Genomic DNA, 26,792 nt, shown 5'->3' with positions numbered 1-26,792 from the left:
CAGCAGCAGGCGGGGTGGGGGTTCCAGTTCCAGTCTACCGGCTTTGTCATCGCGATCTGCCTGCTGCTGTTTGCCGTTGCCCTGAACCTGCTGGGTTTCTTTACCATCGGCCTGCGGCTGATGGGGCTGGGGGACGGACTGCCCGCGCATGCGGGGGATTTCCTGACCGGGGTGCTGGCGGTTGTCCTTGCGTCACCCTGTACCGCGCCATTCATGGGGGCGGCGGTGGCGGGCGCGCTTGCGGCCCCGCCGGTGGTTGGACTGCTGGTTTTCGTGGCCCTTGGGTGCGGGCTTGCCGCCCCTTACCTGCTGCTGGCGTGCATGCCGCGACTGCTGGGCTGGTTGCCACAGCCGGGACGGTGGATGGAAACCGTGCGCAACCTGCTGGCCCTGCCGGTGCTGGGCACGTGTGTGTGGCTGGCATGGGTGGCGAAGCTGGAAGGCGGCATGGATGCGCTGGGCCTGCTGGCGGCAGGGCTGGTTCTGGTTCTGGCGGGGTGCTGGTGCCTGCGCCGCGCCAGCATGATGGACCTGCGGGACGCCATGGAAGGGCGCGCGGGGCTGTACCGCGCCATGGCGATCCTGATGCTGCTGGTGGCGTTTGTGGGCGGCGGCGTGCTGCCACCTGCCAGTGTGCATGACCGCAGCCGGGGAACCGACCGGGTGACGGATGGCAGTTCCGCCTTTTCCCCCACCCGTCTGTCGGAACTGCGGCGGCAGGGACGGCCGGTATTCGTGGACATGACGGCGGCGTGGTGCATTTCATGCCTGGTCAATGAACGCGTGGCCCTGTCCACCCGTGCGGTGCAGGATGCCTTTGCGCGGCGCGGGATCGTTTACATGAAGGGCGACTGGACCCTGCGGGATGCGGCCATTACCGCCTTCCTGCATGAGCATGGCCGTGATGGCGTGCCGTTCTATGCCTATTATCCCGCCCATGGGGCAGAGGTGATCCTGCCTGAAATCCTGACCCCCGGCCTTGTCCTGCGCATGACAGCGCCAGAAGGAAAATAAGGGTAAAGGTTTCTGGTGAAGCTTTTTTCAAAAAGCTTCAGAAGAATGCCGCCTTTTTGAAAAAAGGCGGCACCCAAAAACTTTTATTTTCAAATACGCCCCCAAAACAGGGGCCGGAAAGATCAGTTGGCGCTGCCCGGCAGCGTCAGGTTTCCCGGCGGGGGGGAACGCAGTTGCGGCGTGGCCGCCGGTGTCGCGCTGTCCCCGTCATCGGATGGATAGCCGGAGGGGAAGATGGCATCTGGTCCCGTATTCGCGGGCTTGGGGGCCGCTTGTGCCGGGGTGGGCGTGGCAGGCGCCGCGGCCGGGACATCGGTCGGGCCGCCGCCAATGGTCATGGTGCTGGTATCCGGGGCGGGCGTGGCCTGTGTGGTCGGGGCAGGCTGCGGTTCCTCGGTCCCGTCCAGCGGCTGTGCAACGATGCCGCTGGGTAACTGTCCCTGTCCGGTGACCAGCCAGTTGCCCAGGTTGTTGCGGATCTGGTTTTCCAGTTCCTTGCTCATGTCCACCAGCATCATGTTGGTGAGGGTATTCAGGTTTTCCGGTGTGTCGCTGTTGCCGTGCTTGCGCTTCGGGTCATAGGACCGGGTGACCTGGGCCACGGCATAGCCCGTGCGGCGGCCATCGGCCGAGGTCACATCCAGATGCACGTTCAGCTGCCCGTCCAGTATGCCACCCGGCTCATGCAGGATGGAGGCCCGGTCGATGGTGAATACACCCTCGCCCCCGCTGCCGGCGGCAATCAGTCGGTCATGCGCCATCTGCTTGAGGAGCTGGTCGGGCGGGTTGGGTGCGCGACCCGACAGGTCGCCCGGCACCAGTCCCGGCTGCCCCCGGTCGACGATCGAGATGGATGCCACATTCAGGTTCAGCGGCTGGGCGTCGCCATATTGCGGTCCCTCGAACGTGGCAGGGGTGTCATCGTGATGATGGCTGCGGCTGTAGGCGGGATCGCACAGCGGCAGCGTCAGGAACGGCAGGCTGGCCACAAGTGCCGCGCGCAGGCTGCGGCGCAGGGCAGGGGCAAAAAGCGGCGAACGGTTCGGTCGCATGGATTGTATCCCGGTAACAGCAGGCGCGCACGGCGCGGTAGGTCAGGTCAGGCCTGCAAGCGTGCCATGGTACGCGCCGGTGGAACAGGGGCAGGACAGCATCAGGCCGCCTTGCCGCCGATCTCATCACGCTGGAAGTGGAAGCTGTGGTTGCAGAACGAACAGTTCATGGTGATCGTGCCATCCTGCGCCATGTGGTCCAGGTCATCCAGCGGGAAGGTCTCCAGAATGCCCGACAGGCGCGCGCGCGAACAGCGGCAGCCAAACGCCAGCGCACGCGGCTGGCCCGCAATCAGTCCTTCGGCATGGAACAGGCGGTACAGTAGGTCCCCCGACGACAGGTTGTCATCCAGCACCTCGCGCGCCGTCAGCGTCGTGGCCAGGGTGACGGCGGTTTCCCACGCATCATCGCCTTCTTCGGTCGTGATGTCGTTGTCCACACCGCCATCCATGGCGATCTTTTCCATCACCAGCGCGCCAGAACGCCAGCCCACAGGTGTCTTTTCACAGAACAGCCTGACCCAGCAGGCATGCTGTTCGCTGGTGGCGAAGTAATGCGCGGCCATTTCCGACAGGCTTTCGCCATTCATCTCGACAATGCCCTGATGGATGTCGGTGTCAGGCCCCTGATCGACGCTGAAGGCAATGTAACCCTTGCCCAGCAGCTGGCTGGCGGTCGGGTTCGGGGTGGTTTTCAGCAGTTCGGTCACCTGTTCGTCATCCGACCGGGCATGGAAGCGCAGCGCGCCGGAATCGGTGCAGTCCGCCAGCAGCAGGCTGACCGGACCATCGCCCTTGGCCTGCAGGGAAAACGATCCCTTGAACTTCAGGGACGACGCAAGGGCCGCCACCAGCGCCAGCGCTTCCCCCGCCAGTCGCAGCACGGCGTCGGGATTGTCATGGCGGGTCAGCAATGTATCGGTCAGCACGCCGGGGCGGACAAGCCGGCCGCGCACCGGCCGGTGGTCCAGATAGAACGGCACGACACCCTGCGGCACGACCAGATCGGGCGTATCGGGACGGCTGGCGTCCAGAAAGGCGGGGGAGGGATTATTGGCAGTCATGGCAGAAACCCGCAGCATCACGGCCCCCGTTGCCGGGGGCGTGGGTGATCAGAGATTGGCGGTAATGTCCGCCTCCAGCGCGGCGAGGCGCTGGTCGAGGTCTTTCAGCTGGCCTGATGGCAGCAGCCCATCCGCCTCCAGCGTGGTCATGGCACGCTGGCGGCAGCGGTCATGTTCCATATCCAGGTCTTCCGTGCGGCCCGCGCCGGCAATGCAGTCCAGATAGGCGTCACGCACCGCGTCAATGCGGGTGTCACGGGCGGGCAGGGCGGCAAAGATGTCACGCACGCTTTTTTCCGCCCAGCCGGGGACTTCCGGCGTGTCTTCGGTGCCAGTGGGCAGGGCGGGCTGTTCGGCCGGTCCGGTCATGCCGTGGGTTCCTTTCCATATTGCTGCCAGTCCTCGCCACACAGCGCCCAGACCAGGATGCCCTTCTGCGCATGCAGGCGATTTTCGGCCTCGTCGAACACGACGGAATGCGGGCCTTCAAACACGTCTTCCGTCACCTCTTCCCCGATATGGGCAGGCAGGCAGTGCAGGAAAAGGGCATCGGGTGCCGCATGTGCCATCAGGGCCGCATCGACACGGTATGGCTCGAACGCGCTGATGCGCTGTGCCGATTCCTTGTCGGACATGCTGACCCACGTATCGGTAATGACCGCATCCGCCCCCCTGACCGCTGCCACGGGGTCGGTCGTGACAGTGATGTCCGCCCCCTGTTCGCGCGCCCACGCCACGGCAGCGACCGATGGCGCGTGCGTCGCGGGGGTGGCCAGACGCAGGCGGAAGCCGAACAGGGCCGCCGCCTCGATGAAGGAGGTGGCGACATTGTTGCCATCGCCCACCCATGCCAGCGTGCGTCCCTTAATCGGACCGCGATGCTCCTCGAACGTCATGATGTCGGCCATGATCTGCACCGGATGCGAATCCGGCGTCAGGCCGTTGATGACGGGAACGCTGCTCCACCGTGCAAGCTGGCGCAGGTTTTCCGTCCTGCCGGTGCGCAGCACGATGGCATCAACAAAACGCGACAGCACGCGGGCGGTGTCGGCAATGCTTTCCCCCCGGCCCAGCTGCATGTCGGCGGGTGAGAGCAGGATCACGTTCCCGCCCAGCTGCTGCATCCCCACTTCAAACGAGACGCGGGTACGCGTGGATGGCTTGGACAGCATGAGGCCAAGCGCGCGCCCATGCACCGGCAGGGCCGGGTGCAGCGGGCGGGCGCGATGGCGTTGCATGCGCTTGATCCCGGCCGCGACATCCAGGATCGCCCGCAGCGTCGCGGGGTCAAGGTCACGCAGGTCAAGGAAATGGCGCGGGGTCACGTGGGTGGGAGCCTGCAGCGCGTTCATGCCACGTTCTCCGGCGCGGCGGCGACATGGGCGCGTACCCGCACGGCCACACGGTCCAGCATGGACAGGGCATCGGCACAGTCGGCTTCGGTCACGGTCAGGGGGGGCAGCATGCGCAGCACGTTGTCGCCCGCCGTGACACTCAGCATGCCTTCAAGAATGGCGGCATTCTGCACCAGCGCCACATCGGCCTTGCACTTCAGGCCGATCAGCAGCCCAAGCCCGCGACGGCTGGCAAAGACATCCGGATAGGTTGCGCATAGCTGGTCAATGCCCGCATCCAGCTGTGCGGCCCGTGCGCGTACCCCTTCAAGGAAACCGGGGGCAAGCAGGATGTCCAGCACCGCATTTGCCGCCGAGCATGCCAGCGGGCTGCCGCCAAAGGTCGTGCCGTGGCTGCCCGGCGTCATGTGCTTCGCGATGGTTTCGGTGGTCAGCACCGCGCCCATGGGAAAGCCGCCGGCAATGCCCTTGGCGGTGGACAGGATGTCAGGCGTGATATCGGACCATTCATAGGCGAACAGGCGGCCCGTGCGACCCATGCCGCACTGGACTTCATCCACGCCGAGGAACAGGCCGTACTCGTCACATACCGCACGCAGTTCGCGCATGAAGCGCGGGGTGGCGACATGGATGCCGCTTTCGCCCTGTACCGGCTCGATCATGATGCCGGCCGTTTCCGCCCCGATGGCGTCGCGCACGGCATTCATGTTGTTGAGCGGCACATGGTCGAATCCCTCCACCCGCGGACCGAACCCGTCGAGGTATTTGGGATTGCCCGTGGCCGACAGCGTCGCCAGCGTGCGCCCGTGGAACGCGCCGTTGAAGCAGATGATGCGCGTGCGTTCGGGATGGCCGGACTTGGCCTGCGCGCGGCGGATCATCTTGATCATGCCTTCGTTGGCTTCCGCGCCGGAATTGCAGAAGAAGGCGCTGTCGGCAAAGGTGTTGGCCACCAGCCGCTGCGCCAGAAGCTCGGCCTGCGGCACGCGGTACAGGTTGGACACGTGCATCACGCGCTGCGCCTGCTGTGTGATGGCGCCGACAAGGTGCGGGTTGTTGTGCCCGACCGAGGAGGTGGCGATACCGGACCCGAAATCGAGGAATCGTCGCCCGTCCACCGTGTACAGCCAGGCACCTTCGCCGCGCTCGAAAGCGAGGTCGGCGCGATTGTAATTCGGCATCAGGGCGGAAATCATGGAACAGCCTTGTGATTTCAGGTCAAAGAAAAAGGATCGGGGTTCAGAAACGAAAACGGCCCACCGCCATGGGGGTGGGCATATTCCGTTTTCCGATTTCTCCGGCCACCAACGGGGGCGGCGATCCAACGCGCCGTCCTGCATCCGTCTGTCGGGCCGGAAAAAGGAAGAATATGACCCGCCTGTGTGAAATGCAACCTTCGCGCCATTTCCGCCCCCGTCATGGCCATGGCAGCCATACATCCGCGCATAATGATGGGCGTGGGCGCATGGCTGTGGCACAGTAGGGGACATGGTCGCCCGTCCTTCCCGTTCCGCCCCCCGACCGCTTGCCCCCGTGCCGGATGCAGCCCGGCTGCGTGAGGCGGCACTTGCCTATCTTGCACGCTTTTCCGCGACCCGCGTGGGTGTGGAACGGGTGCTTGCGCGTCATATCGACCGCTGGGTGCGCCGCGCGGTCAGCAGCGGCATGGATGAAGGGGACGCGACCCGCGCCGTGCAGCCCGCACGCGGCGCCATTGCCGGTATCGTGACGGATATGGAGGGGCTGGGTGCTGTCGATGACGCCCGTTTTTCCGAATTCCGCGCCCGCTCCCTTACCCGCGCGGGCCGCTCGCGCCGCATGGTCGCGGCCCATCTGGGCGTGCGTGGCGTGGATGAGGCTACGGTGAGCCACGCGGTGGAGGAAGCCCTTGGCCCGCGGGACGGTGAAGGGCGGGAAACCGAACTGGCCGCAGCCCTTGTCTTTGCCCGTAAGCGTCGCGCCGGCCCCTTCGTGCGTCCCGATGCGGACGAAGCCGAGGCGGATAAACGCTACCGCCGGGCCATGGATGCCATGGCGCGGGCAGGTTTCACCCATGATACGGCGCGCAGGGCGCTGGATATGGAACTGGGGGAGGCGGAGGACAGGATCATGCGCATGAGGATGGCATGAAGCAGGTGCTGGCACGGATTGCTGCCATGGGCAGCCTGCTGTCGCTTGCGGCATGCGCGGGCGGCGGCAGCGGGCATGGCTGGCACGGGGCGGTGCAGTGCGCCCCCTACGCAAGGCAGGTCACGCATGTGCAACTGAGTGGGGCGGCCGCGTCATGGTGGGGACAGGCGCAGGGCCATTATCCACGCACCCATGCGCCACGGGCGGGGGCCGTGCTGGTGTTCCGCGCCACGGGCCGCCTGCCTGACGGGCATGTATCGGTCGTGCGTTCGGTGCGCAGCCCGCGTGAGGTGCTGGTGGACCAGGCCAACTGGGTGCCCGGGCGCGTCGGCCGGGGCGAACCGGTGATCGATGTGTCGGCCCGCAATGACTGGTCGCGGGTAAAGGTCTGGTGGTCCCCCATTCACGACATGGGCAAAACCGTCTATCCTGCTTACGGGTTTATCCTGCCGGCAGGCTGACCGGGAACCGGTGGGGGTGCTTGCATATCACCGCCTCTCCCCTCACATAGGCGGGGAAGGGCAGGCCGCCGTCATATGGGATGGCGGATGGACAATACGGTATTTTGCGTCATGGACGCGGATCGAGGGATGCGATGGGTAGCTTGAGCTGGGGACATTGGCTGATCGTGCTGGTGGTGGTGCTGGTACTGTTTGGCGGCGGTGGCAAGATCAGTTCGCTCATGGGTGACATGGCGCGCGGGATCAAGTCGTTCAAGAAGAACATGGCGGATGACACCCCGGAGGAACCGGTGCCCACCGGCCATATCCAGGGGCCGGGCAAGGAAAAGGACGCCTCCTTTACCGAAGCGCCGCAGCATTCGACCAACAACGTGAAATGATGATGGACCGCGCGCCGGTGGCGCGTGGATGGGCGGCGTAATGGATAAAGCAGTGTTTCCGGCCGGGGCGTACTGCCGCGCGGTGGAACAGATCATGGCGGCGGGGCGGCGCATGGACCGTTTTGGCTGGGTACCCGCCACGGCGGGCAATATCAGCATCCGCTTGCCCGACGGCAATCTGGCCATCACGCGGTCGGGCGGCCACAAGGGGCAGCTGGGGGCGGACGGGGTCATATGCGTCGATGCGGCGGGCAGGCCGCTTGCCACAGGCGACCGGCCCAGCGCCGAAACCCTGCTGCATTGCCAGATCTATGCCCATGACCCGAAGGCGGGCGCGGTGCTGCATGGCCATTCCGTCGCCTCCACCGTGCTGTCGCGGCTGGGGGGAGACGCGCTGGTGCTGGAAAATTACGAAGTCCAGAAGGTTTTCGCGGGCCAGAAGACCCATGCGGCACAGTTACACGTGCCCATATTCGACAATGACCAGGACATTGCCCGCCTGTCCGGTGTCGTCGCACCCCATCTGGATGGCATGTGCGCGGGCTACATCATCCGTGGCCACGGGGTGTATGTGTGGGGGGCGGACATGGATACCGCGCTGGCCCGGCTGGAAGGGCTGGAATTCCTGCTGGCCTGCGAACTGGAAGAAAGGAAGCTCCGATGAGCAGCCTGAATGTCTATGCCGATAACAATCCCGGCACGCCCATCATCCACCTGACCGACCCGAAGCGGATCGCATCCGAACTTTCGGCGATCAACGTGCGCTTCGAACGCTGGGACAGCCCCGTCGTCCCCCCGCGCACGGCACCCGAAGCCGAGGTGCTGGATGCCTACCGTCCCTATCTGGACCAGCTGATGGGCGAGACGGGTGCGGGTTCGGCCGATGTGCTGCGTGTCGGCCCCGAGACACAGGGCTGGGCGCAGGCGCGCGGCAAATACCTGTCCGAACATGTCCATAGCGAGGACGAGGTCCGCTTTTTCGTTCACGGGCAGGGGGATTTCATCCTGCATGTGGGCGGGCGCGTATATGACGTGCGCTGCACGGCGGGCGACCTGATTTCGGTGCCTGCTGGCATTCCCCACTGGTTTGATGGCGGGGAGACACCGGATTTCGTAACCCTGCGCGTTTTCACCAACCCCGATGGGTGGATCGCGCAATATACAGGCAGTGACATCGCGGCCCGCTTCCCCGTTGAAGCCTGACCCGCACTGAGGGAGATGAGAACGTGACCCAGGCCACGCAGCCGCCAGTACGTGCGGTGCTGCTGGATATTGAGGGAACGACCATACCGGTTTCCTTCGTCCATGACACATTGTTCCCCTATGCCCGCAAGGCGCTGCCCGAACTGCTTCGCAAACGGGCGGATGACCCGGCCGTGCGTGCGCAGGTGGAAGAAATCGCCCGTCTCGCCCCCGGCGTGCCGCCCCTGCGCCAGCTTGAATCCTGGATGGATGCCGATGCCAAGGTCGCCCCCCTGAAGGCGCTGCAGGGCATGGTCTGGGCGCAGGGCTATGCCGATGGCGTGCTCAAGGCCACGCTGTATCCTGATGTCACACCCGCGCTGCGCTGCTGGGCGGCGGCCGGGCTGGCGCTGGCGGTCTATTCATCCGGCTCGGTAGCGGCCCAGAAGCTGATTTATGGCCATACGACCGATGGCGACCTGAGCAGCGTGTTCGTCGGCTTTTACGACCTGCAGATGGGCGGCAAGCGCGATGCGCGGAGCTATACCAAAATCCTGCAGGACGCGCAGTGGCAGGCGGGCGATGTGCTGTTCCTGTCCGATGTGGTGGCCGAACTGGATGCAGCGGCGCAGGCGGGCCTGCGTACCTGCCAGATCGTGCGCCCGCAGGACGGTACGCAGCCCGGCACCACGCATCCCGTGGCCGCGACGCTGGATGCGGCGGCCGAACGCTTTGGCCTGCCCCGCGCGGTGCAGGCATGAAGGCGCACCTGCATACCGACTGGCGCGATATTCCCGATACCGCGCGCGGCGCCGTGGCGGCGCTGGGCAATTTCGATGGCGTGCATCTGGGCCATGCCCATCTGATACAGGCCCTGCATACGGCCCGTCCTGACCGCAGGCTGGCCGTCGTGACGTTCGAACCCCACCCGCGTGAACTGTTCCGCCCGCAGGATCCGCCCTTTCGCCTGACACTGTCGCAGGAACGTTTTGCCGCGCTGTCCGCCCTTGGCGTCCAGCATGTGTTCCAGATCGCGTTCGACCGTGAATTCAGCGCCATGAGTGCCGAGGATTTTGTCATCTGCGTCCTGCATGAAGGGCTGGGGCTGCATCATGTCGCCTGTGGCATGGATTTCGCCTTTGGCCACCGCAGGCGCGGCAATGTCGCCTTCCTGACCGAGCGCACTGCCGAACTGGGCATCGGGCTGAGCGTCGTGCCGCCGCTGTCCGATGCGCTGGGTCCGTATTCGTCCAGCCGCATCCGCCGGCTGCTGCAGGACGGCTACCCCGAACGCGCGGCGGAGGAACTGGGCCGCCCGTGGTCGATTCGTGGCGTGGTCCAGCATGGGGACAAGCGTGGCCGCCTGCTGGGCTTTCCCACCGCCAACATCGCGCTGGGCCGCCATCTGGAACCGGCGCGCGGGGTCTATGCCGTAAGCGTGCGCATGGCCGATGGCAGCGTCTATCCCGGCGTTGCCAATATCGGCCGCAGGCCAACCATCAATGACGGGCAGGAAAGCCGGCTGGAGGTCCACCTGCTGGGCTTTTCAGGCGACCTGTATGGCCAGACCCTGTCGGTGGCGCTGCATACCCTGCTGCGGGCCGAACGCCGGTTTGACGGTCTGGATGCGCTGAAAGAACAGATTGCGCGCGATTGCACGCAGGCGATGGCGTACCTGTCCACCCATGAATTCGCGCCCGTATCCGCCAGAACTTGACCCCGCGCCGTCGCGGTCCCCATAACGTTGCCCAGCATGCGGGCCGCCCGGTTGCGCATGCACTTCCCCTTGCCAGAAGAACAGAACAGGCCATGTCCGAGTCAAAACCACAGGATCTCTACCGGGAGACGGTCTTCCTGCCGACCACTTCCTTTCCCATGCGGGGCAACCTGCCCAGGCGGGAGCCGGAGATTCTGGCGGGATGGGAGAGCGAGAAGCTCGATGACCGCCTGTTTGAACAGGCGCGCGGCCGTGACGTGTTCATGCTGCATGACGGCCCGCCCTACGCCAACGGGCACCTGCATATCGGCCACGCGCTGAACAAGATCCTAAAGGACGTCATCAACCGCGCCCACCGCATGTCGGGCTACGGTATCCATTACGTGCCGGGCTGGGACTGTCACGGCCTGCCGATCGAATGGAAGATCGAGGAAGAATACCGCAAGCGCGGGCAGGACAAGGACAGCGTGCCGGTCCTGCAGTTCCGTGCCGAATGCCGTGCTTATGCCCAGAAATGGCTGGATACGCAGGCCAGTGAGTTCCGCCGTCTGGGCGTGCAGGCGGAATGGGCCAACCGCTACGCCACCATGGATTTTTCGTCCGAGGCGGCCATCGCGGGGGAAATTGGCAAATTCCTGCTCAACGGCCTGCTGTATCGTGGTCTGCGCCCGGTCATGTGGAGCCCGGTTGAAAAGACCGCGCTGGCCGAAGCCGAGATCGAATACCGCGACCACGAATCCACCGCCATCCACGTGGCCTTCCCCTTCGTGACCGACCCCACGCCAGCGAAGGCGCTGAAGGACGTGGCGGCAGTGATCTGGACCACCACGCCGTGGACCATTCCCGCCAACCGCGCCATCGCCTATGGCCCCGACATCACCTATGCCGTGGTGCGCGTTGATGGCGTGGGCGACAATGCGACGCTGGAACCTGAAGCCCGCGTGCTGGTGGCCGAGGACCTGATCGCGCCCTTCTGCGAGGCAGCGGACGTTACCGCCCATCATGTGCTCTACACCCTGCCGGGCAGCGCGCTGGAAGGCGCCATCTGCGCCCATCCGCTGCGGGGGCAGGGTTATGATTTCGACGTGCCGCTGCTGCCCGGCGCGCATGTCACGACCGAAGCGGGCACGGGCCTGGTCCACACCGCCCCCGCCCATGGCGAGGACGACTTCAACCTTGGCCGCGCCTATGGGCTGGAAATCACCGAAATGGTGCTGGGGGATGGCCGGTATGCCGACTGGGTGCCGCTGTTTGCCGGTGGCCATGTGTTCAAGGCGGCCGAACCGGTGTGCCAGGCCCTGCTGGAAGCCATGCAGCGCGCCGTAGCGGCGGGCACGGCACCGTGTGGACTGGTGGCGCGGGCCGTGCTGGTCCATTCCTATCCCCATTCATGGCGTTCGCGCGCGCCGATCATCTATCGCGCCACCCCGCAGTGGTTCATCAGCATGGATGGCGAAGGCCACCTGCGTGAACGCGCACTGACGGCGCTGGAAAAGGTGACGTTCGTGCCCGCGCAGTCGCGCAACCGCCTGACATCCATGGTGGCGGGCCGTCCCGACTGGTGCATAAGCCGCCAGCGTGCGTGGGGTGTGCCGATTGCCGTATTCGTGGAAAAGCGCACGGGCGAGGTCCTGCGCGATGCCGCGGTGATGGAGCGCATCGTCACCGCCTTCCGCGCGGAAGGGGCTGATGCGTGGTACAGTTCCCCCGCGGCGCGCTTCCTGGGTGAGGGCCGCAACCCCGACGATTACGAACAGGTGTTCGATATTGTCGATGTGTGGTTCGAAAGCGGTTCGACCCATGCCTTCGTGCTGGGGCATGGCGACATGCCGTTCCCCGCCGACCTGTATCTGGAAGGGTCCGACCAGCATCGTGGCTGGTTCCAGTCCTCGCTGCTCGAAAGTGTCGGCACGCGCGGCATCGCGCCGTACAAGGCGCTGGTCACCAACGGTTTCGTGCTGGATGAGCAGGGCCGCAAGATGTCCAAGTCCCTGGGCAACGTCATCGCGCCACAGGACGTGAATGACAGCCTTGGGGCCGATATCCTGCGTCTGTGGGTCATGAACTCCGATACGAATGATGACCTGCGCATCGGTAAGGAAATCCTCAAGCAGCAGGGCGAACTCTATCGCCGCCTGCGTAATACGCTGCGCTGGCTGCTGGGTGCGCTGGACGGCTTTACCGAAGCCGAGCGCGTGCCCTTCGGGGAACTGCCCGAACTTGAACGCTGGGTCCTGCACCGTATGTCCGAACTGGGCAGCCTTGTGGCGCGTGCGGTGGAAACGCATGAATGGGTGGGTGTCTATCCCGCGCTGCATGGCTTCTGTGCCGCCGACCTGTCGGCCTTCTATTTCGACGTGCGCAAGGACACCATCTACTGTGATGGCGCATCCAGCCTGAAGCGCCGCGCGGCGCGAACGGTGCTGGACCAGTTGCACCGCTGCCTGTGCGCGTGGCTTGCCCCCGTGCTGGTCTTCACGGCGGAGGAGGCATGGCTGGCCCGTCCCGGCAATACCGAAAGCATCCACCTGCAGCCGTTCCCCGAACTGCCGACGCAGTGGCATGATCCGGAACTGGGGGACCGCTGGGCCATGCTGCGCGCGGTGCGTCGGGTCATTACGACCGAAATCGAGACCGCGCGTCGTGACGGCATGGTCAAGTCATCGCTTCAGGCGGCACTCGACCTGCCGCTGTCGGAAGCGGAAGCCGCACGGTTCGACGGCGTGGACTGGGCGGAACTGACCATCGTCTCGCAGGCGGATGTGAACGTGATCGCGGGGGCCGGTTCGATCTATCTGGGCGAGGACGGGGCACAGGAGGGCGTGCCGCATGGCATTCCCACCATCGGTGTCGCGGCAGGGCATAAATGCGCGCGCTGCTGGAAGGTGCTGGAGGAAGTGGGACAGGACAAGGCCCACCCCGAACTGTGCCTGCGCTGTGTCGATGTGGTGCGGAACGGGGCGTAACCTTCATGAACAACCGTGTTCTGGGCGGCGCGTGCCTGCTGGGCGCGCTGGTGGCCGACCAGGCCAGCAAGTTCTGGATACTCGATATCTATGACCTGCCCGCGCGTGAAAGCGTGCCGCTGCTGCCGGTGCTGAACCTGACGATGGTGTGGAACCATGCCATCACGTTCGGCATGCTGGGCGGTGCCGGGGCGGCCGGGCGCATCATCTTTTCTGTTGCGGCGCTGGCGATCGTGGCGGGGCTGGCGGTATGGCTTGCACGCACGCCGCGTCGGTGGGTGGCGGTTGCGCTGGGCATGATCATGGGGGGGGCGATCGGCAATGTCATTGACCGGTTGCGCTTTGGCGCGGTGGTTGATTTCATTGACGCCCATGCTTTTGGCTGGTCATGGCCGGTGTTCAACATCGCCGATGCCATGATTGATTGCGGTGTTGCGATCCTGATTATCGACAATATGCGTAATCGCGATGCAAACTAGGGGAGGCGCGGCCTGCACATGCTTGCCGAACCGTTCCACTAACGGTAATAGGCGAGATATGGCGATTTCTGCTTTCAGACCCCTTTCCTGTGCAATGCTTGTCTCGGGCGCCTTCCTGTTGTCAGGCTGCACCGGTGCCGATGTTTCGCGCGCCTTCGGGCTGGAGCGGAGCCTGCCGGACGAATACACGGTCACCACCCGTGCGCCGCTGTCCATGCCACCGTCCGATGAACTGGGCGCGCCCAACAGCAACGCCATCCAGCGTGCGCAAGATACCAACCCGCGCATGCAGGCGCTGGAAACGCTGTCCCCCAATGTGGCGCTGCAGGGCGCTGATGGCACCGACAGCGCAGGCCAGACCGCGCTGGTGGGTGAAGCCCAGGTTGCTTCCAATGCGGAGGACAAGGGTGAGATGGGTCGTGCCGACACCAGTTTTGTTGACAAGCTGATGTTCTGGCATGGCGGGGGAGCCGGTAACCTTGTGAATGGCAAGGCGGAAAATGCCCGCCTGCGTGAGGATTCGGCCCTTGGGCGCAACCTGACGCAGGGTGCGACCCCAACCGTCAGCGGTCCCAAGAAATAAATGGCCTGGGCGCGCACCCACCGGGTGCGCGGCATGTGGCCAGATGCGTGCAATCCGGTCCGTGGTATGAATCATGTCTTCTGGTAATGGCCAGCCGGTCATCCGTCGCCTGTCGGAGCAGGTCGTCAACCGCATCGCCGCAGGCGAGGTGATTGAACGTCCGGCTGCGGCCCTGAAGGAACTGGTGGAAAACGCCATCGATTCCGGCGCGTGCCGGATCCAGATCCGTCTGGACCGTGGCGGCATCGACCGGATCGAGGTCGTGGATGATGGCTGTGGCATGTCGTCTGGTGACCTGCGGCTTGCGGTGGAGCGGCATTGCACGTCCAAGCTGCGAGACGAGACGCTGGTGCGTATTTCCACGCTTGGTTTCCGAGGGGAAGCCCTGCCCTCGATCGGGGCCGCCGCGCGGCTTACGGTCATGTCCCGCCTGCACGACAGCGATTCGGCATGGGCGATCCGTGTGGAAGGCGGCGTGGTGGGGGAAGTCGAGCCCTGCGCCGGGCCGCCCGGCACGCGCGTGCTGGTGGAAGACATGTTCTTTGCCACACCCGCGCGGCGCAAATTCCTCAAAAGCCCACGCGTCGAGGCCAGCCATGCCGAAAACGTGGTGCGCCGTCTGGCCCTGTCTGTCCCGCATGTCGCCTTCCGGCTGGAATTCGACCAGCGCGTGATCCTTGACCTGCCGGTGCAGGACATGGCCGCACGCGTAGCCGCCATTCTGGAGTCGGGGCATGCCGATGGCCTGCTGCCGGTGGAAGGGCAGCGCGGTGACCTGAAACTGAGCGGTTTCATCTGCGCGCCATCCGTGCATCGCGCCACGGCCAACGGGCAGATGCTGATGGTCAATGGCCGTCCTGTGGTGGACCCGGTCCTGCGCACGGCGGTGCGGGTGGCCTATCGCAATGTCATGGAACACGGGCGGCATGCCGTCGTGGCGCTGTCACTGGAAATCCCGCCTGAACAGGTGGATGTGAACGTGCATCCGGCCAAGACGGAGCTGCGTTATGCCGACTCGGCTGCGGTGCGGGCGCTGGTGATCGGTTCGCTGGGCCGCGCGCTGGGCACCGGGGCCGGGGTGGCCGGGGTCAGGCCCGACCTGTTGCAGTCACGCGGGCCATCGCCCGCGCGGATCTGGTATCCGCCTGAACGCAGCGCCAATGCCGCAGGCGTCTCCACCCGTCTGGCTGCCCCCATCGATGCACCTGCAGCGCCTGATCCGGGTCTGCCGATGGGGTTTGCCGAATCGACATTGCCGCTATCTGCCCCGCCTGCCGCGCGCAAGGTCGTGCCAGAGGGGCCGGGACAGCCTGCGGCAGACATGACACCTGCCATCGACCACCCGCTGGGTGCGGCGGTGGCGCAGGTTCTGGGTACCTATATCGTATCGCAGACGGCGGATGGCGCGCTGGTGCTGGTGGACCAGCATGCGGCCCATGAACGCCTGACCCACGAAATCCTGCGCCAGCAGTATCTGGGTGGCGAAATCCGCGCCCAGCGCCTGCTGCTGCCTGAGGTGGTGGACCTGCCCGCGCGGCAGGTGGGGGTCCTGCTGTCATTCAGTGCGGCACTGGGCCGGCTGGGAATCGAGATCGAACCCTTTGGCGGCACGGCCGTCCTGGTCCGGACCATGCCCGCCCTTCTGGGCAAGGAAGACCCGGTGGGCATGCTGCGCGATCTGGCGGAAGAACTGGAAGCTGACGATCTGGCCAACCCCGCGCAGGCCGATGCGCTGGATGCGCGCATGGACGCGATCATCGCGCGTATGGCCTGTCATGGCAGCGTAAGGGCAGGCCGGAAGCTGACACACGAGGAAATGAACGCCCTGCTGCGGGACATGGAACGCACCCCCCGCTCAGGCACCTGTTCCCATGGGCGGCCGACCTGGCTGAAGCTGGAAAAAGCTGATCTGGAGCGCATGTTCGGCCGCAGGTGACACTCTGCGGGTCAGTGCGTGCGCATGTCCGTTACGGCATGGCTGAATGGAAAACGGGGCATGGCCTCTGCATAATGTGAGCGGGCGCTTACTGGATTCCCGGGGCGCAACGCCCCTAGGGTCAGCCATTATCCATGGATGATGTGAGACCGAATGTGCATCCGATCCTGCTGTCCCTTGTAACGTATCTGCCCCTTGCCGGGGCTTTGGCCATATTGCTGACGCGCGGCACGACCCAGACGGTCGAGACCGCCGCCCGATGGGTGGCGCTGTGGACCAGCGGCATCGTCTTTGCGCTGGCCGTGATCATGTGGGCCGAATTCGACCCCGCCCGGCCCGGCATCCAGTTTGAACAGCAGGTGGGCTGGGCCAGCAGCGCCGGCATTTCCTACCATGCCGGGCTTGATGGCATCAGTCTCATGTTCGTGCTGCTGTCCGCGTTCCTGACCCCGCTTTCCATTATCGGTGGCTGGCGGCAGGTGACGGGACGGGTGCGGGATTACATGATCGCCATGCTGGTGCTGGAAACAACGCTGATCGGGCTGTTTTCGGCGTTGGATCTGGTGCTGTTCTATCTGTTTTATGAAGCGACGCTGTTGCCCGCCAGCCTTATGATCGGGGTGTGGGGTGGCCCGAAGCGGGTGTGGGCATCGCTGCAGTTTTTCCTGTTCACCTTCGGCGGGTCGCTGTTCATGCTGCTGGCGTTGCTGGCCATGTGGAATGCGGCGGGCACGACCGATATCGTGGCGCTGCAGCATCATGGATTCGGTCATGCCATGCAGTGCTGGCTGCTGGCGGGCTTCATCATCGCCTTTGGCGTCAAACTGCCGCTGTTCCCGCTACATGCATGGCTGCCCGATGCCTATACCGAGGCCCCGACCCCTGCATCCGTCATGCTGTCGGGCGTGCTGTCCAAGGCGGGAGCTTATGGTCTGCTGCGCTTTGGCGTGATGATGTTTCCCGATGCCGCACGGATGTTCGCGCCGGTAGTGCTGACGCTGGGGGTGATTGCGGTGATCTATGCCGCGATGATCGCGCTGGCGCAGACGGACATGAAGCGGGTGATTGCCTATTCCTCGTTTTCGCATATGGGGGTTATCGCCATCGGGCTGTTCACCATGACGCCTGAGGGAATTGATGGCGCAATTTTCCAGATGCTGTCGCATGGCATCGTCATTGCGGCGCTGTTCTTCTGTGTTTCCGCCGTGTCGTGGCGGGCTGAAACGCGTGAAATCAGCGCGTTTTCCGGGGTGGCGCATAAAATGCCGGTCCTGGCCACGCTGGCCATGCTGTTTGTCATGGCCAATATCGGCCTGCCGGGCACGGGCGCGTTCGTGGGGGAATTCCTGGTCATGGTCGGTGCGCTGCATGTATCGTTCTGGCTGGCGTTCCTGGGTGGGACCAGCATGATCCTGGGCGCGGTCTATATGCTGGTGCTGTATCGCCGGGTGCTGTTCGGGGCGGACCGGGGGGGCGTTGTCGCCCTGCTGCGTGACCTGACGGGACAGGAACTGGCCGTGCTGGTGCCGCTGGCTGTCGTGACCATCTGGATGGGGGTGCATCCGGGATCGTTCCTGCGGGTGTTTGACCCGGCCGTGACCAGCCTGCTGCATCCGATAACGACTGTCGCCACGATTGATCCGCAGCAGATCGTTCCGATCAAGGGCGCAGGTTGAAACTGACTGGGAATAATAGAAGTTTCTGGTTGCTGCCTTTTTTCAAAAAGGCAGCGTTTCCTGAAGCTTTTTGAAAAAGCTCCACCAAAAACTTCCTGTAAAAAAAGGCCCGGTCACCCTGTTGCAGGGGTGACCGGGCCTTTACTGTTTCGGCTGTCTCAGACGTCGAGGTTATCGACCTGACGGGCATGTTCCTGAATGAAGCGGAAGCGCAGTTCAGCTTTCCGGCCCATCAGGTGTTCCACGCGCTCCAGCGTCAGCGCCCTGTCCTCGGGCGGGGTGATGACCTTCAGCAGGGTGCGGTGTCTGGGGTCCATGGTCGTCTGTTTCAGGTCGCCCGGCGGCATTTCACCAAGGCCCTTGAAGCGTGAGACCTCGATCTTGCTGTTGGGCTTGAAGTCCTTCTTCATCTTCCGCTCACGGTCGGCGTCATCCATGGCGTACACGCTCTTGCCACCCTGTGTCAGGCGATACAGCGGCGGCTGGGCCAGATACAGGTGTCCGTCCCGGATCAGGCCGGGCAGTTCGCGATAGAAGAACGTCATGAGCAGCGAGGCGATATGCGCCCCGTCTACATCCGCATCCGTCATGATGATGATGCGGCCATAACGCAGCTTGGTCGCGTCAAAGCGTTCCCCCATGCCGCAGCCCAGCGCTTCCACCAGGTCACGCAGTTCCTGGTTGCCCCGCAGCTTTTCGGTCGAGGCGCTGGCAACGTTCAGGATCTTGCCACGCAACGGCAGCACGGCCTGCGTCTCACGGTTGCGGGCCTGCTTGGCGGAGCCACCAGCCGAGTCGCCTTCCACCAGGAAGATCTCGGTTTCGGCCGCGTTTTCACGCGTGCAGTCCGTCAGCTTGCCCGGCAGGCGCAGGCGGCGGGTTGCACTTTTACGGGGGGTTTCCTTCTGCTCCTTGCGGCGCAGGCGTTCCTCGGCGCGTTCGACCACAAAGGCCAGCAGGTTGTCCGCCTGTTGCGGGTTACCCGCCAGCCAGTGGTCGAACCGGTCACGCAGCGCGGTTTCAACCAGCTTGCTGGCCTCGCTGCTGGTCAGCTTTTCCTTGGTCTGGCCCTGAAATTGCGGGTCACGGATGAAGACCGACAGCTTGGCGGCAATGCAGCCAAGGATATCATCGGCATTGATGCTGGCCGCGCGCTTGTTGGCGCGCTGTTCACCCCAGTTGCGCAGGCCCTTGAGCAGCGCGTTGCGAAAACCCGTCTCGTGCGTGCCGCCATTGGGCGTGGGAATGGTGTTGCAGTAGGACGCAAGGGCCGCCGTGCCCTGTTCCAAAAAGGCGATGGCCCATTCCATGCGGCCCGTATCCGCCCCGTCGGGGCCGGTCGGCAGGTCCGCATCCCCCGACCACAGGTCGGTCAGCAAGGCCGCCTTGTCACCCAGTTCGTCACGCAGGCTGTCGGCCAGGCCGCCGGGGAAGTGCAGGACAGCTTCCGCCGGGACTTCGTCATTCTTTATCAGGGACGGATCGCATGACCAGCGGATGGTCACGCCCCGGAACAGGAACGCCTTTGACCGGCACAGCCGGTACAGGCGAACGGGCGAGAAATGCAGCCGCCCGAAAATCTGCGGGTCGGGGGTAAAGCGGATCTGCGTGCCGCGCCGGTTGTTGACCGGGCCGATCTTTTCAACGCCGCTCAGCGGGTGGCCGCGTTCATAGACCTGCCGCCACAGTTCGCGGTCACGGGCGATCTCGACTTCCATGCGCGACGCCAGCGCGTTGACCACTGACGACCCCACGCCATGCAGGCCGCCCGACGTGGCATAGGCCTTGCCCGAAAACTTGCCGCCCGCGTGCAGCGTGGTCAGGATGACTTCCAGCGCCGAACGGTCGGGAAAACGCGGGTGCGGGTCCACCGGAATGCCGCGTCCGTTGTCGCGTATGGTCAGGCAGTCCCCGGCTTCCAGTGTCACGTCAATGGTGGTGGCGTGGCCGGCCACGGCCTCATCCATCGCGTTATCGAGGATTTCGGAGGCGAGGTGATGGTACGCCGTCTCGTCCGTGCCGCCGATATACATGCCCGGGCGGCGGCGCACGGGCTCCAGCCCTTCCAGCACTTCAATGGCGCTGGCGTCATAGGTATCGGGGCCGTTTTTGGCGATATCAGGCATGGGGGCAGCGGAAACCTTGCGTCGGGTGGGCTTTGCGGGGCCTGCAGGTGCGGAAAAAAGATCGTCGTTCATGAAGCGTTCTTTTGTTCTGTCAGATCGCGTCCTGTCAAGCCGTAAGGCCCTGCACGCGGCATCGACTATGCCTGCTCTTGCGGGCATGAAAAAGGCCGGACACGGGTCCGGCCATATTTTTCTTCATGTGCCTGTGACGGGGCGACAGCCTAGCTGCGGACCGTGCGGCGGGCCGGGGTGCGGCTGCGTGTGCTGGCGGCCGGGCGGTTGGGCGCCGTGCAGGTCAGGTAGGACGCGGGCTGGAGGATGTCCTTCGCCTGGGCATAGTTGGACAGGTCGGCAGTACTGTCGAGTACCTGCACTTCCTCGAACATGGACATGCGCTGCTGGCAGAAGGCGGTGCCGGATTTCAGGCCACGTTCGGACTGCACATTCGCAAGCTGCGTGATGTAGTCATCATGCTGGCGCTGTGAATTGCGGCCGTAGGTGCTGTTGAAATAGCTGTTGAGCACATGCTCCTCGGCGGCCAGCTTGGTGCGGAATTTCATGACAAAGCTGTTGTATTTGTCCTGCGCGCCGCATGACAGGGCCGTCACCATAAGCTCGCTTTTCAGGCCCTGCACATCAAACGCCTCATGCGCGGGGGAGGGTGAGCAGGGGCCGGCAGCCAGTGCCTGCCCACCATTAACCAGCCCCATAAGGGCAAGGGCAGCAGCGCCAGCGCGCCAGATCGACATGGACATCAGGACGGGTTCTCCAGATATTGGGGCAGTTGCCAACGGGGAATGCACGGACCCCGCATATTCCGGCAGGAATGAAATCCGGATCAGGTCTATAGCGCAAACCGGCAGTCGCCAAAAGGGAGGGATATCACCCCATGTTCAAAAAGATGCGTTATGGTGCCCGCGTGGGATGACAGCGCCCCCGGGGGCGGGTATGCCACACGGGCAGGGCTTGTCCGCTTGCGTAAAAGGACCAACGGGTCTTTCCCGCCGGGGTGCGTTGCTCTAGAGCATATGCCAAAGCGGTTAGCCGTTGTGCCGATCCAGACCGTTACGGGACGGCGCGGGCGAAACTGTCCTGATAACGGGTATGTATCAAATACAGCGGAGCTGACGAGTGCGACTGCGACTGTCTGCAATCATGATGACGACGGGCATTCTGCTCGCCGGATGTGACAACAAACCGGCCGTGAACCTTGGTGGTATCGGCGGAACCCCCAATCCCTACAATTACATGAAAGCATCGGGCCAGTGTCAGGTGACCGGCCCCGCCGCTGCGGGCAAGGACACAAAGTCCGCCAGCATGCAGGTGCGTAGCGATGACGGGTACTGCGCGATCGAGACGCGTGCCTCCGCCGGCCACCCCTATGCCTCGTTTGGCGTGTCTCCGGCACCTGAGCATGGCAAGGCGTTCATCTACAACTACAACGATCACACTTACGTGACGTACACGCCCAACACCGCCTATTCCGGCGAGGACAAGTTCCGCGTCGTGCTGATCACGGGTGAAAAGCAGCCGCGTGAATACATGGACGTGACGGCCAATGTCACGGCCCCTGCCGTAAGATAAGGCCGAATCCCGGCCCTGAACCGGGTCGGGACACGCATCATTGCGTATCCCGGTCCGTATCAGATGGAAAAGGTGATGGGTTCGGGCAGCGGGCGGCGCATGCCGGCATGTTCGGCCCGGCGCACCAGGTCATCCAGACTGATCTTGCGACATTCCTCATCCAGCATGGTGTCGAATTCCTGCCAGCAGGGTTCGACCACCTTCTGGAACAGTCCGCCGATCGGGCCATCATCCGTATTGTCTTCCGCCGTGATGACGGACAGGATATCCGACAGCAGGATATCACGACGGGGGCGCCCCAGCCGATAGCCGCCGCGCGGTCCGCGCACGCTTTCCAGCAGGCCGGACCGTGACAGGGTCTGCAGCAGCGGCTCGATCCCCCGCCGGGCCAGACCCGCGCGTTCCGCAATGTCGGCCGCACTGATGGTACCGTTGCGCCCTGCGTGAAAGGCCACATCAAGCATGATCAGGATTGCGATCATGGTCCTGTCCCGCCGGAGCAGCATATCGTTCAGCCTCGCTTTGAATGGATTTGGAAACCAGCCCGCTTCATTTACCAGCAATCCCCCGATTGATCCACGCTTCTGTTAAGGAGGATGGTGGATTATGTACAGACTGTATGCGTGAATAGGCCATTTCCGCAACAAGGAGTGATAACGAATGAAAAAGACCACCCCGCCAGATCGCACGTATGGTTTTGCAGCACCTCGTGGCAGGGTCTATGATTCCATTGTCGATACCGTGGGGGGAACGCCACTGGTGGCGCTGCCGCATCTGACCCGTGAGGATGGATTACAGAGCCGGGTTCTGATGAAGCTGGAATTTTTCAATCCACTCGGTTCGGTCAAGGACCGCATTGGCGCGGCCATGGTCGAGGATGCGGAAAGCCGGGGTGAGATCCATCCGGGCAAGACCACGCTGGTGGAACCGACTTCGGGCAATACGGGCATTTCACTGGCGTTCGTCGCCGCCGCCCGGGGATATCGTCTGATTGTGACCATGCCCGAAGGCGCATCGATCGAACGGCGCAAGATGCTGCGCCTGCTGAATGCACAGCTGGAACTGACACCGTCGCGCCTGGGCATGGCGGGAGCCATCGCGCGTGCCGAGGAAATCCTTGAAAAGACACCAAATGCATGGATGCCGCGTCAGTTTGACAATCCCGCCAACCCCGCTGTCCACGCCGCGACCACGGCAGAGGAAATCTGGACCGATACCGCGGGCGAGGTCGATATCGTTGTGGCTGGGCTGGGTACGGGCGGCACGGCCAGTGGCATCGCCCATGGTCTGAAGCCACGCAAGAAAAGCCTGCAGGTCTTTGGTGTCGAACCGATGGAAAGCGCCATCCTGAACGGTGACGAACCGGGGCCGCATGGCATTCAGGGTATCGGGCCGGGATTTTGTCCCCGGACACTGGACCTCGCGGCCCTTGATGGTGTGATTCCCGTATCGGAGCGGGAGGCCATCGCGGCGGCCCGCCGGTGCGCGCGGCTGGATGGGGTGCCGGTGGGCATTTCCTCAGGCGCTGCGCTGCATGCGGCCGTACAATTGGCCGGACGGCCGGAAAACGCGGGCAAGACCATCGTGACCATCGCACCGTCCTTTGCCGAGCGCTATCTGTCCACGTCACTTTTTACCGGGCTGGTCTGATCCAGCCCATCCGCGTGGCCCGATGGCCTGCGCATATGGAAAAAGCGGCTACCCTGACGGGTGCCGCTTTTTTCTTTTCCATAATTGGCCGGGATATGGCCGGGATCAGTGCAGGATGATCTCGACGCGGCGATTCTGGGCTTCGCGCGTGTTGGCTGCGGTCTGGACCAGCGGGTTGCTGTCGCCATAGCCATGGATGTCGATGGCCGGTCCCGGCACACCGTCACGTACCAGCTCGGCCTTGATGACCTGCGCCCGCTTGAGTGACAGCTCCTGGTTATATTTTTCACCCTGCGGGCCGGGATGGCTTGCCGAATTGTCGGTGTAACCGTTGACCTCGATCCGGGTAGTCTGGGTATTTGTCGATGCCTGGGCGGCGACCGCCACGATGGAACGAGCACGGTCGGTCAGGTCGCTGCGGTCCCAGTCAAAAAACACCAGATAGGTCCGGTTTTCCGCCGGCGCCGGTGCGGCGACGGTGGTGGGCGCGGGCGGCGGCGGCGGCGCGGGATTGAACTCGTACCGCAGACCCAGCATCAGTGAATGGTTGAAGTCGGTCCGGCTGTCACGGTTGCCGTTGCGGAAGCCGTAATCGCTGTTCATGGCCGACAGGGCCGCAGCACTGCCGCTGACAATGGAATGATGCGACTGCGGGCCAAGCATGGTCCAGAACCGGTATTCCGCTGTAGCCGACAGGCCCACGGCAAACGGCATGGGGAAGGACAGGCCGAAAATGCCCTGATAGGCGAAGTTGCCGTATGTGCCCCCGACGTGCTGGCTGTAGTTCTGCCCGCCCACGTTGCCGGTAATGGTGCTGTTCATGTTCTGCCAGCCGTAACCGATACCCGCGCCGAAATACGGGAACAGCCAGCTTTTGCCGATATCAAGGTCGAACAGGGCATTGGCCATAAGCCCTGATGTCTGCTGCCGGCCATCCGCACGGGCATTATAGGCGGCGTTGCCGCCCACCGTCTTCATGTCGTTGCTGCGGTAGAAGCCTTCCAGTTCGACACGGAATCCGTTGCCCAGACCCCAGCCAAGGCTGCCGATGCCCGTGCCGCCTGTCTTGAACTCGTCCCGCGCGGAGGAATGACGTATGACCTGTCCCTGGTTGAAGCTCGCACCGCCAGCGCCTGAAATATACAGGCCCTGAACAGGCTGGGCGAATACCGGGGCGGAGACCAGTACGGATCCCAGGGTAACCGAGGCAGCCAATAAAGACCCTGCAAGCAATCCGTCCCGCAGATTCATACTCTTCTTCTCCCTTCGACGGGCCTGTTCCGGCATGTCGGCCCGGTCGGGTGTACGTGCCCAATTCCCTGGAATGATCAGCATCAGCATTCTTTTGCTGAAAGAAACCAGCCCTGACAATCCATTGCCGCCACCTTAATCGGCTGCTTTGGGCCATCGCGCCAACTGGCGCACCTGACTGTGTGCAAGATGCCACACCCCTGTCTGGTCCGGTTTCATTATTTTTTCAAACCTGTGGAAACACGTCTTTCATATCAACTTTGCTTCAAACGGTGGCGTCAGATCCGGTGTCTCGAATTCAAGAACCCATAAATCCGGGTCCCGTTCCATCTGCCTTGTAACATAGGCATCCACACTGGCCTGATCTACAGCCGCATCCCCTGTAGCGCGGAACCATGCCTGCCGTCCATCGGGGGTAAGGGTCCGGGCCAGCACGGACATCTGTCCACCCCGGCCCAGCAGCACGACCAGAACGCCCCCCGCATCATCATCACCATGGTGCAGCACCATGCCCGGATTTCCCTTTTGTCCAGCCTGGCGCAGCATTGCCTTGACCCAGATGCCGGTTTTCAGACGTGCTTCTTCCATTGGGATGGACTTCTCCGGTAATGCAGAAAAACAGCGGGAGGTATGCAGGAATAGCACGGTTTCCCGCATGGCTGTGGCTTAGCCGCCACCAGCGGGTGTCGCCCCTTCTTCGGGTATGGTGGCCAGGGCGGCATGGTATTCGACCGGGTTGTCCAGCAGGGAATGGGCGGCGTCAAGGTCACCGTCGGTGCCGATCGCGGCGGGGCAGGCCTTGCGGATGGTCAGGATGCGCGCCAGGTCCACGGGATAGCGGATCTGGCGGGCGGCCGCGATCCATTCCCGGCTGTCGGCCGCGCCTTCGGCCAGGTCCTGCAACTGACGTTCCAGTTCGCTTTCCCCAAGACTGGTGCAGACCTGCGGCATGACGCCCAGCCCCTGCAGCGGCCAGCCCAGCGGTGCGAGCACGCGACTCCATGTCACGAACAGTTCCGCCCCGTTGGGCATCTGGCCAATGGTCTGCACCAGCCCCTTGCCCAGCGTGGCGCTGCCTATCACCACGCCGCGCTTCTGGTCGGCCAGGGCCGCGGCCAGTATCTCGGCGGCGCTGGCGGTCCGGCCATCGACCAGGATGATGATGGGCAGGCCATTGGTCATGTCGCCCCCCTGCACGGCCCAGACGTGGTTGGCCTGCGGGTCACGCCCTTGTGTTATGGCCGCTACACCATGGTCCAGCATCAGGGCAGATGTGGTGACTGCCTGCTGCAGCACGCCGCCCCGGTTGCCGCGCAGGTCGATGATCAGGCCCGAAATGCCGGGCACGTTCATGGCTTCGTCCAGATACTGGCTCATCTCCTCCGCCGTGTTGGCGGAAAAGGCGGTGATATGCAGGACGACATGCTTGCCGCTGGTATAGGCAAATACGGTTTCGGGCGGGGTGGACGCCCGGTGCAGCGTGACCGTGCTCCGCCGTCCCTTCGACTCCACCATGATGCGCACAAGGCTGCCATTGGGACCGTTGAGCCATGAGGTCACGGTATCAAGGCTGCGGGACTCGGTTGGTCGTCCATTGATCGCGCGCACGATCTGCCCCGCCGCAAGGGTAGTGGGCCATGCGGGTCCATTCGCGTTGACGGCGGTGATGATGATGGTGTGATGGTCCAGCCCCAGCGTCAGGCCCGCCGTGCCCTCGCCCCCGGTGCGGGTGCTGCGGTCCGATACGGCCGCCCCGGGCGGGACGTAGCGTGAATACGGGTCAAGGTGGTTGAACAGTTCATCAAAAAAACCCTGCAGCACGCCATCCTGCCCCGTGCTGCGCATGGCGGGGGAATTGTGCCATGCCACATCCAGTATGCGGGTGATGGCAGCACTCCATCCCGGTACGTCGTCCGCCGTGGGGACGGGCAGGGCGAGGACGGTTTTCTGCGTTGCGGCCAGTTGCAGGAAACCGTGCTGTTCCTCGATGCTCAGCGACGGGTCCAGCGCGCTCAGCCCGTTCAGGCCCCACAGTGCGAAATCACGGATTTCATGGCTGTCCAGCGTGCGGGGCTGCAGGAAGGACAGACTCGCCTGGATGACCGAGGAAATGACCCCAAGGTCCATGCTGGCGCCGTCGATCGTATCCACGCTGTCTTCATGCATGGGTGGCTGGGGCGTGGGGG

General features: G+C 64.0%; 26 protein-coding genes. 15 read left to right on the top strand and 11 right to left on the bottom strand.

Features of this window, described 5'->3' with window-relative positions:
* A partial coding sequence (locus F1542_RS08855; RefSeq protein ID WP_193732713.1) for a protein-disulfide reductase DsbD occupies nt 1–1,014 on the top strand: 1,014 nt, incomplete at its 5' end.
* Between the two features lie 122 nt (nt 1,015–1,136).
* Here the strand turns inward: F1542_RS08855 and F1542_RS08850 are convergent.
* The 5 genes from F1542_RS08850 to F1542_RS08830 form a co-directional block, all read right to left on the bottom strand.
* Nucleotides 1,137–2,066, bottom strand: coding sequence for a hypothetical protein (locus F1542_RS08850; protein WP_193732712.1), 930 nt, complete (start codon nt 2,064–2,066; stop codon nt 1,137–1,139).
* Between the two features lie 101 nt (nt 2,067–2,167).
* A complete protein-coding gene (locus tag F1542_RS08845; RefSeq protein WP_193732711.1) occupies nt 2,168–3,148 on the bottom strand; it encodes an Hsp33 family molecular chaperone HslO in 981 nt (326 codons plus the stop codon).
* A gap of 30 nt (nt 3,149–3,178) precedes the next feature.
* Nucleotides 3,179–3,499, bottom strand: coding sequence for a hypothetical protein (locus F1542_RS08840; protein ID WP_193732710.1), 321 nt, complete (start codon nt 3,497–3,499; stop codon nt 3,179–3,181).
* Nucleotides 3,496–4,482: an ornithine carbamoyltransferase gene (argF, locus tag F1542_RS08835; RefSeq protein WP_193732709.1), complete on the bottom strand. Its 987-nt coding sequence runs from the start codon at nt 4,480–4,482 to the stop codon at nt 3,496–3,498. The genes F1542_RS08840 and argF overlap by 4 nt, the downstream gene beginning before the upstream one ends.
* Nucleotides 4,479–5,681 carry an aspartate aminotransferase family protein gene (locus F1542_RS08830; protein ID WP_193732708.1) on the bottom strand — a complete coding sequence of 401 codons (1,203 nt, stop codon included), beginning with the start codon at nt 5,679–5,681 and terminating at the stop codon, nt 4,479–4,481. Before F1542_RS08830 ends, argF begins: the two co-directional genes overlap by 4 nt.
* A 292-nt stretch (nt 5,682–5,973) precedes the next feature.
* Between F1542_RS08830 and F1542_RS08825 the strand changes: the two genes are divergently transcribed.
* From F1542_RS08825 to F1542_RS08770, 12 genes are all read left to right on the top strand, one after another.
* On the top strand, nt 5,974–6,615 hold the full coding sequence (locus F1542_RS08825; RefSeq protein ID WP_193732707.1) for a regulatory protein RecX: 642 nt from the start codon (nt 5,974–5,976) through the stop codon (nt 6,613–6,615).
* Nucleotides 6,612–7,076: a CHAP domain-containing protein gene (locus F1542_RS08820; RefSeq protein ID WP_193732706.1), complete on the top strand. Its 465-nt coding sequence runs from the start codon at nt 6,612–6,614 to the stop codon at nt 7,074–7,076. The genes F1542_RS08825 and F1542_RS08820 overlap by 4 nt, the downstream gene beginning before the upstream one ends.
* A 134-nt stretch (nt 7,077–7,210) precedes the next feature.
* On the top strand, nt 7,211–7,456 hold the full coding sequence (locus F1542_RS08815) for a twin-arginine translocase TatA/TatE family subunit (RefSeq protein ID WP_227672595.1): 246 nt from the start codon (nt 7,211–7,213) through the stop codon (nt 7,454–7,456).
* 40 nt (nt 7,457–7,496) lie between these two features.
* Nucleotides 7,497–8,120 (top strand): methylthioribulose 1-phosphate dehydratase, encoded by a 624-nt coding sequence (locus F1542_RS08810; RefSeq protein WP_193732704.1) that lies wholly within the window; start codon nt 7,497–7,499, stop codon nt 8,118–8,120.
* Nucleotides 8,117–8,659 carry an acireductone dioxygenase gene (locus F1542_RS08805; protein WP_010508148.1) on the top strand — a complete coding sequence of 181 codons (543 nt, stop codon included), beginning with the start codon at nt 8,117–8,119 and terminating at the stop codon, nt 8,657–8,659. The genes F1542_RS08810 and F1542_RS08805 overlap by 4 nt, the downstream gene beginning before the upstream one ends.
* A 23-nt stretch (nt 8,660–8,682) precedes the next feature.
* Complete coding sequence (mtnC, locus tag F1542_RS08800) at nt 8,683–9,399, top strand: acireductone synthase (RefSeq protein WP_193732703.1); 717 nt, start codon at nt 8,683–8,685, stop codon at nt 9,397–9,399.
* Complete coding sequence (locus tag F1542_RS08795) at nt 9,396–10,355, top strand: bifunctional riboflavin kinase/FAD synthetase (RefSeq protein ID WP_193732702.1); 960 nt, start codon at nt 9,396–9,398, stop codon at nt 10,353–10,355. The genes mtnC and F1542_RS08795 overlap by 4 nt, the downstream gene beginning before the upstream one ends.
* A gap of 92 nt (nt 10,356–10,447) precedes the next feature.
* Nucleotides 10,448–13,321 carry an isoleucine--tRNA ligase gene (ileS, locus tag F1542_RS08790; protein WP_193732701.1) on the top strand — a complete coding sequence of 958 codons (2,874 nt, stop codon included), beginning with the start codon at nt 10,448–10,450 and terminating at the stop codon, nt 13,319–13,321.
* Between the two features lie 5 nt (nt 13,322–13,326).
* Nucleotides 13,327–13,800 (top strand): signal peptidase II, encoded by a 474-nt coding sequence (lspA, locus tag F1542_RS08785; RefSeq protein WP_193732700.1) that lies wholly within the window; start codon nt 13,327–13,329, stop codon nt 13,798–13,800.
* Nucleotides 13,801–13,894: 94 nt separating this feature from the next.
* On the top strand, nt 13,895–14,383 hold the full coding sequence (locus F1542_RS08780; protein ID WP_193732699.1) for a DUF3035 domain-containing protein: 489 nt from the start codon (nt 13,895–13,897) through the stop codon (nt 14,381–14,383).
* Nucleotides 14,384–14,456: 73 nt separating this feature from the next.
* Nucleotides 14,457–16,319, top strand: a complete 1,863-nt coding sequence (mutL, locus tag F1542_RS08775; RefSeq protein WP_193732698.1) for a DNA mismatch repair endonuclease MutL — start codon at nt 14,457–14,459, stop codon at nt 16,317–16,319.
* A gap of 134 nt (nt 16,320–16,453) precedes the next feature.
* The gene (locus tag F1542_RS08770; protein WP_227672594.1) at nt 16,454–17,995 is read left to right on the top strand and encodes an NADH-quinone oxidoreductase subunit M; all 1,542 of its coding nucleotides are present in this window, start codon (nt 16,454–16,456) and stop codon (nt 17,993–17,995) included.
* A 158-nt stretch (nt 17,996–18,153) separates the two neighbouring features.
* Here the strand turns inward: F1542_RS08770 and parE are convergent, their stop codons facing one another.
* Together parE and F1542_RS08760 are read right to left on the bottom strand one after the other, a co-directional pair.
* On the bottom strand, nt 18,154–20,193 hold the full coding sequence (gene parE / locus F1542_RS08765) for a DNA topoisomerase IV subunit B (RefSeq protein WP_193732697.1): 2,040 nt from the start codon (nt 20,191–20,193) through the stop codon (nt 18,154–18,156).
* 149 nt (nt 20,194–20,342) lie between these two features.
* Complete coding sequence (locus tag F1542_RS08760; RefSeq protein ID WP_193732696.1) at nt 20,343–20,876, bottom strand: hypothetical protein; 534 nt, start codon at nt 20,874–20,876, stop codon at nt 20,343–20,345.
* A 400-nt stretch (nt 20,877–21,276) separates the two neighbouring features.
* Here F1542_RS08760 and F1542_RS08755 point away from each other — a divergent pair, with 400 nt between their 5' ends.
* Nucleotides 21,277–21,705 carry a hypothetical protein gene (locus F1542_RS08755; RefSeq protein WP_193732714.1) on the top strand — a complete coding sequence of 143 codons (429 nt, stop codon included), beginning with the start codon at nt 21,277–21,279 and terminating at the stop codon, nt 21,703–21,705.
* 59 nt (nt 21,706–21,764) lie between these two features.
* Here F1542_RS08755 and F1542_RS08750 read toward each other — a convergent pair whose 3' ends face one another.
* Nucleotides 21,765–22,211, bottom strand: a complete 447-nt coding sequence (locus F1542_RS08750; protein WP_026018474.1) for an Rrf2 family transcriptional regulator — start codon at nt 22,209–22,211, stop codon at nt 21,765–21,767.
* A gap of 154 nt (nt 22,212–22,365) precedes the next feature.
* Here F1542_RS08750 and cysK point away from each other — a divergent pair, with 154 nt between their 5' ends.
* Entirely contained in the window at nt 22,366–23,355 is a 990-nt protein-coding gene (gene cysK, locus F1542_RS08745) for a cysteine synthase A (RefSeq protein WP_193732695.1), read from the top strand.
* 105 nt (nt 23,356–23,460) lie between these two features.
* On the opposite strand, the gene F1542_RS08740 is transcribed toward cysK, so the two are convergent.
* From F1542_RS08740 to F1542_RS08730, 3 genes are all read right to left on the bottom strand, one after another.
* Nucleotides 23,461–24,606 carry an OmpA family protein gene (locus F1542_RS08740; protein ID WP_193732694.1) on the bottom strand — a complete coding sequence of 382 codons (1,146 nt, stop codon included), beginning with the start codon at nt 24,604–24,606 and terminating at the stop codon, nt 23,461–23,463.
* A gap of 249 nt (nt 24,607–24,855) precedes the next feature.
* A complete protein-coding gene (locus tag F1542_RS08735) occupies nt 24,856–25,194 on the bottom strand; it encodes a DUF1491 family protein (protein WP_193732693.1) in 339 nt (112 codons plus the stop codon).
* A 78-nt stretch (nt 25,195–25,272) separates the two neighbouring features.
* Nucleotides 25,273–26,792: S41 family peptidase (locus F1542_RS08730; protein WP_193732692.1), on the bottom strand; the 1,520-nt coding region annotated here is incomplete at its 5' end.

Source organism: Komagataeibacter sp. FXV3, from assembly GCF_015155755.1.
Taxonomy (GTDB): Bacteria; Pseudomonadota; Alphaproteobacteria; order Acetobacterales; family Acetobacteraceae; genus Komagataeibacter.
The sequence above is the reverse complement of the archived record's forward strand: the minus strand, read 5'-3'. Positions and strand labels throughout refer to the sequence as shown.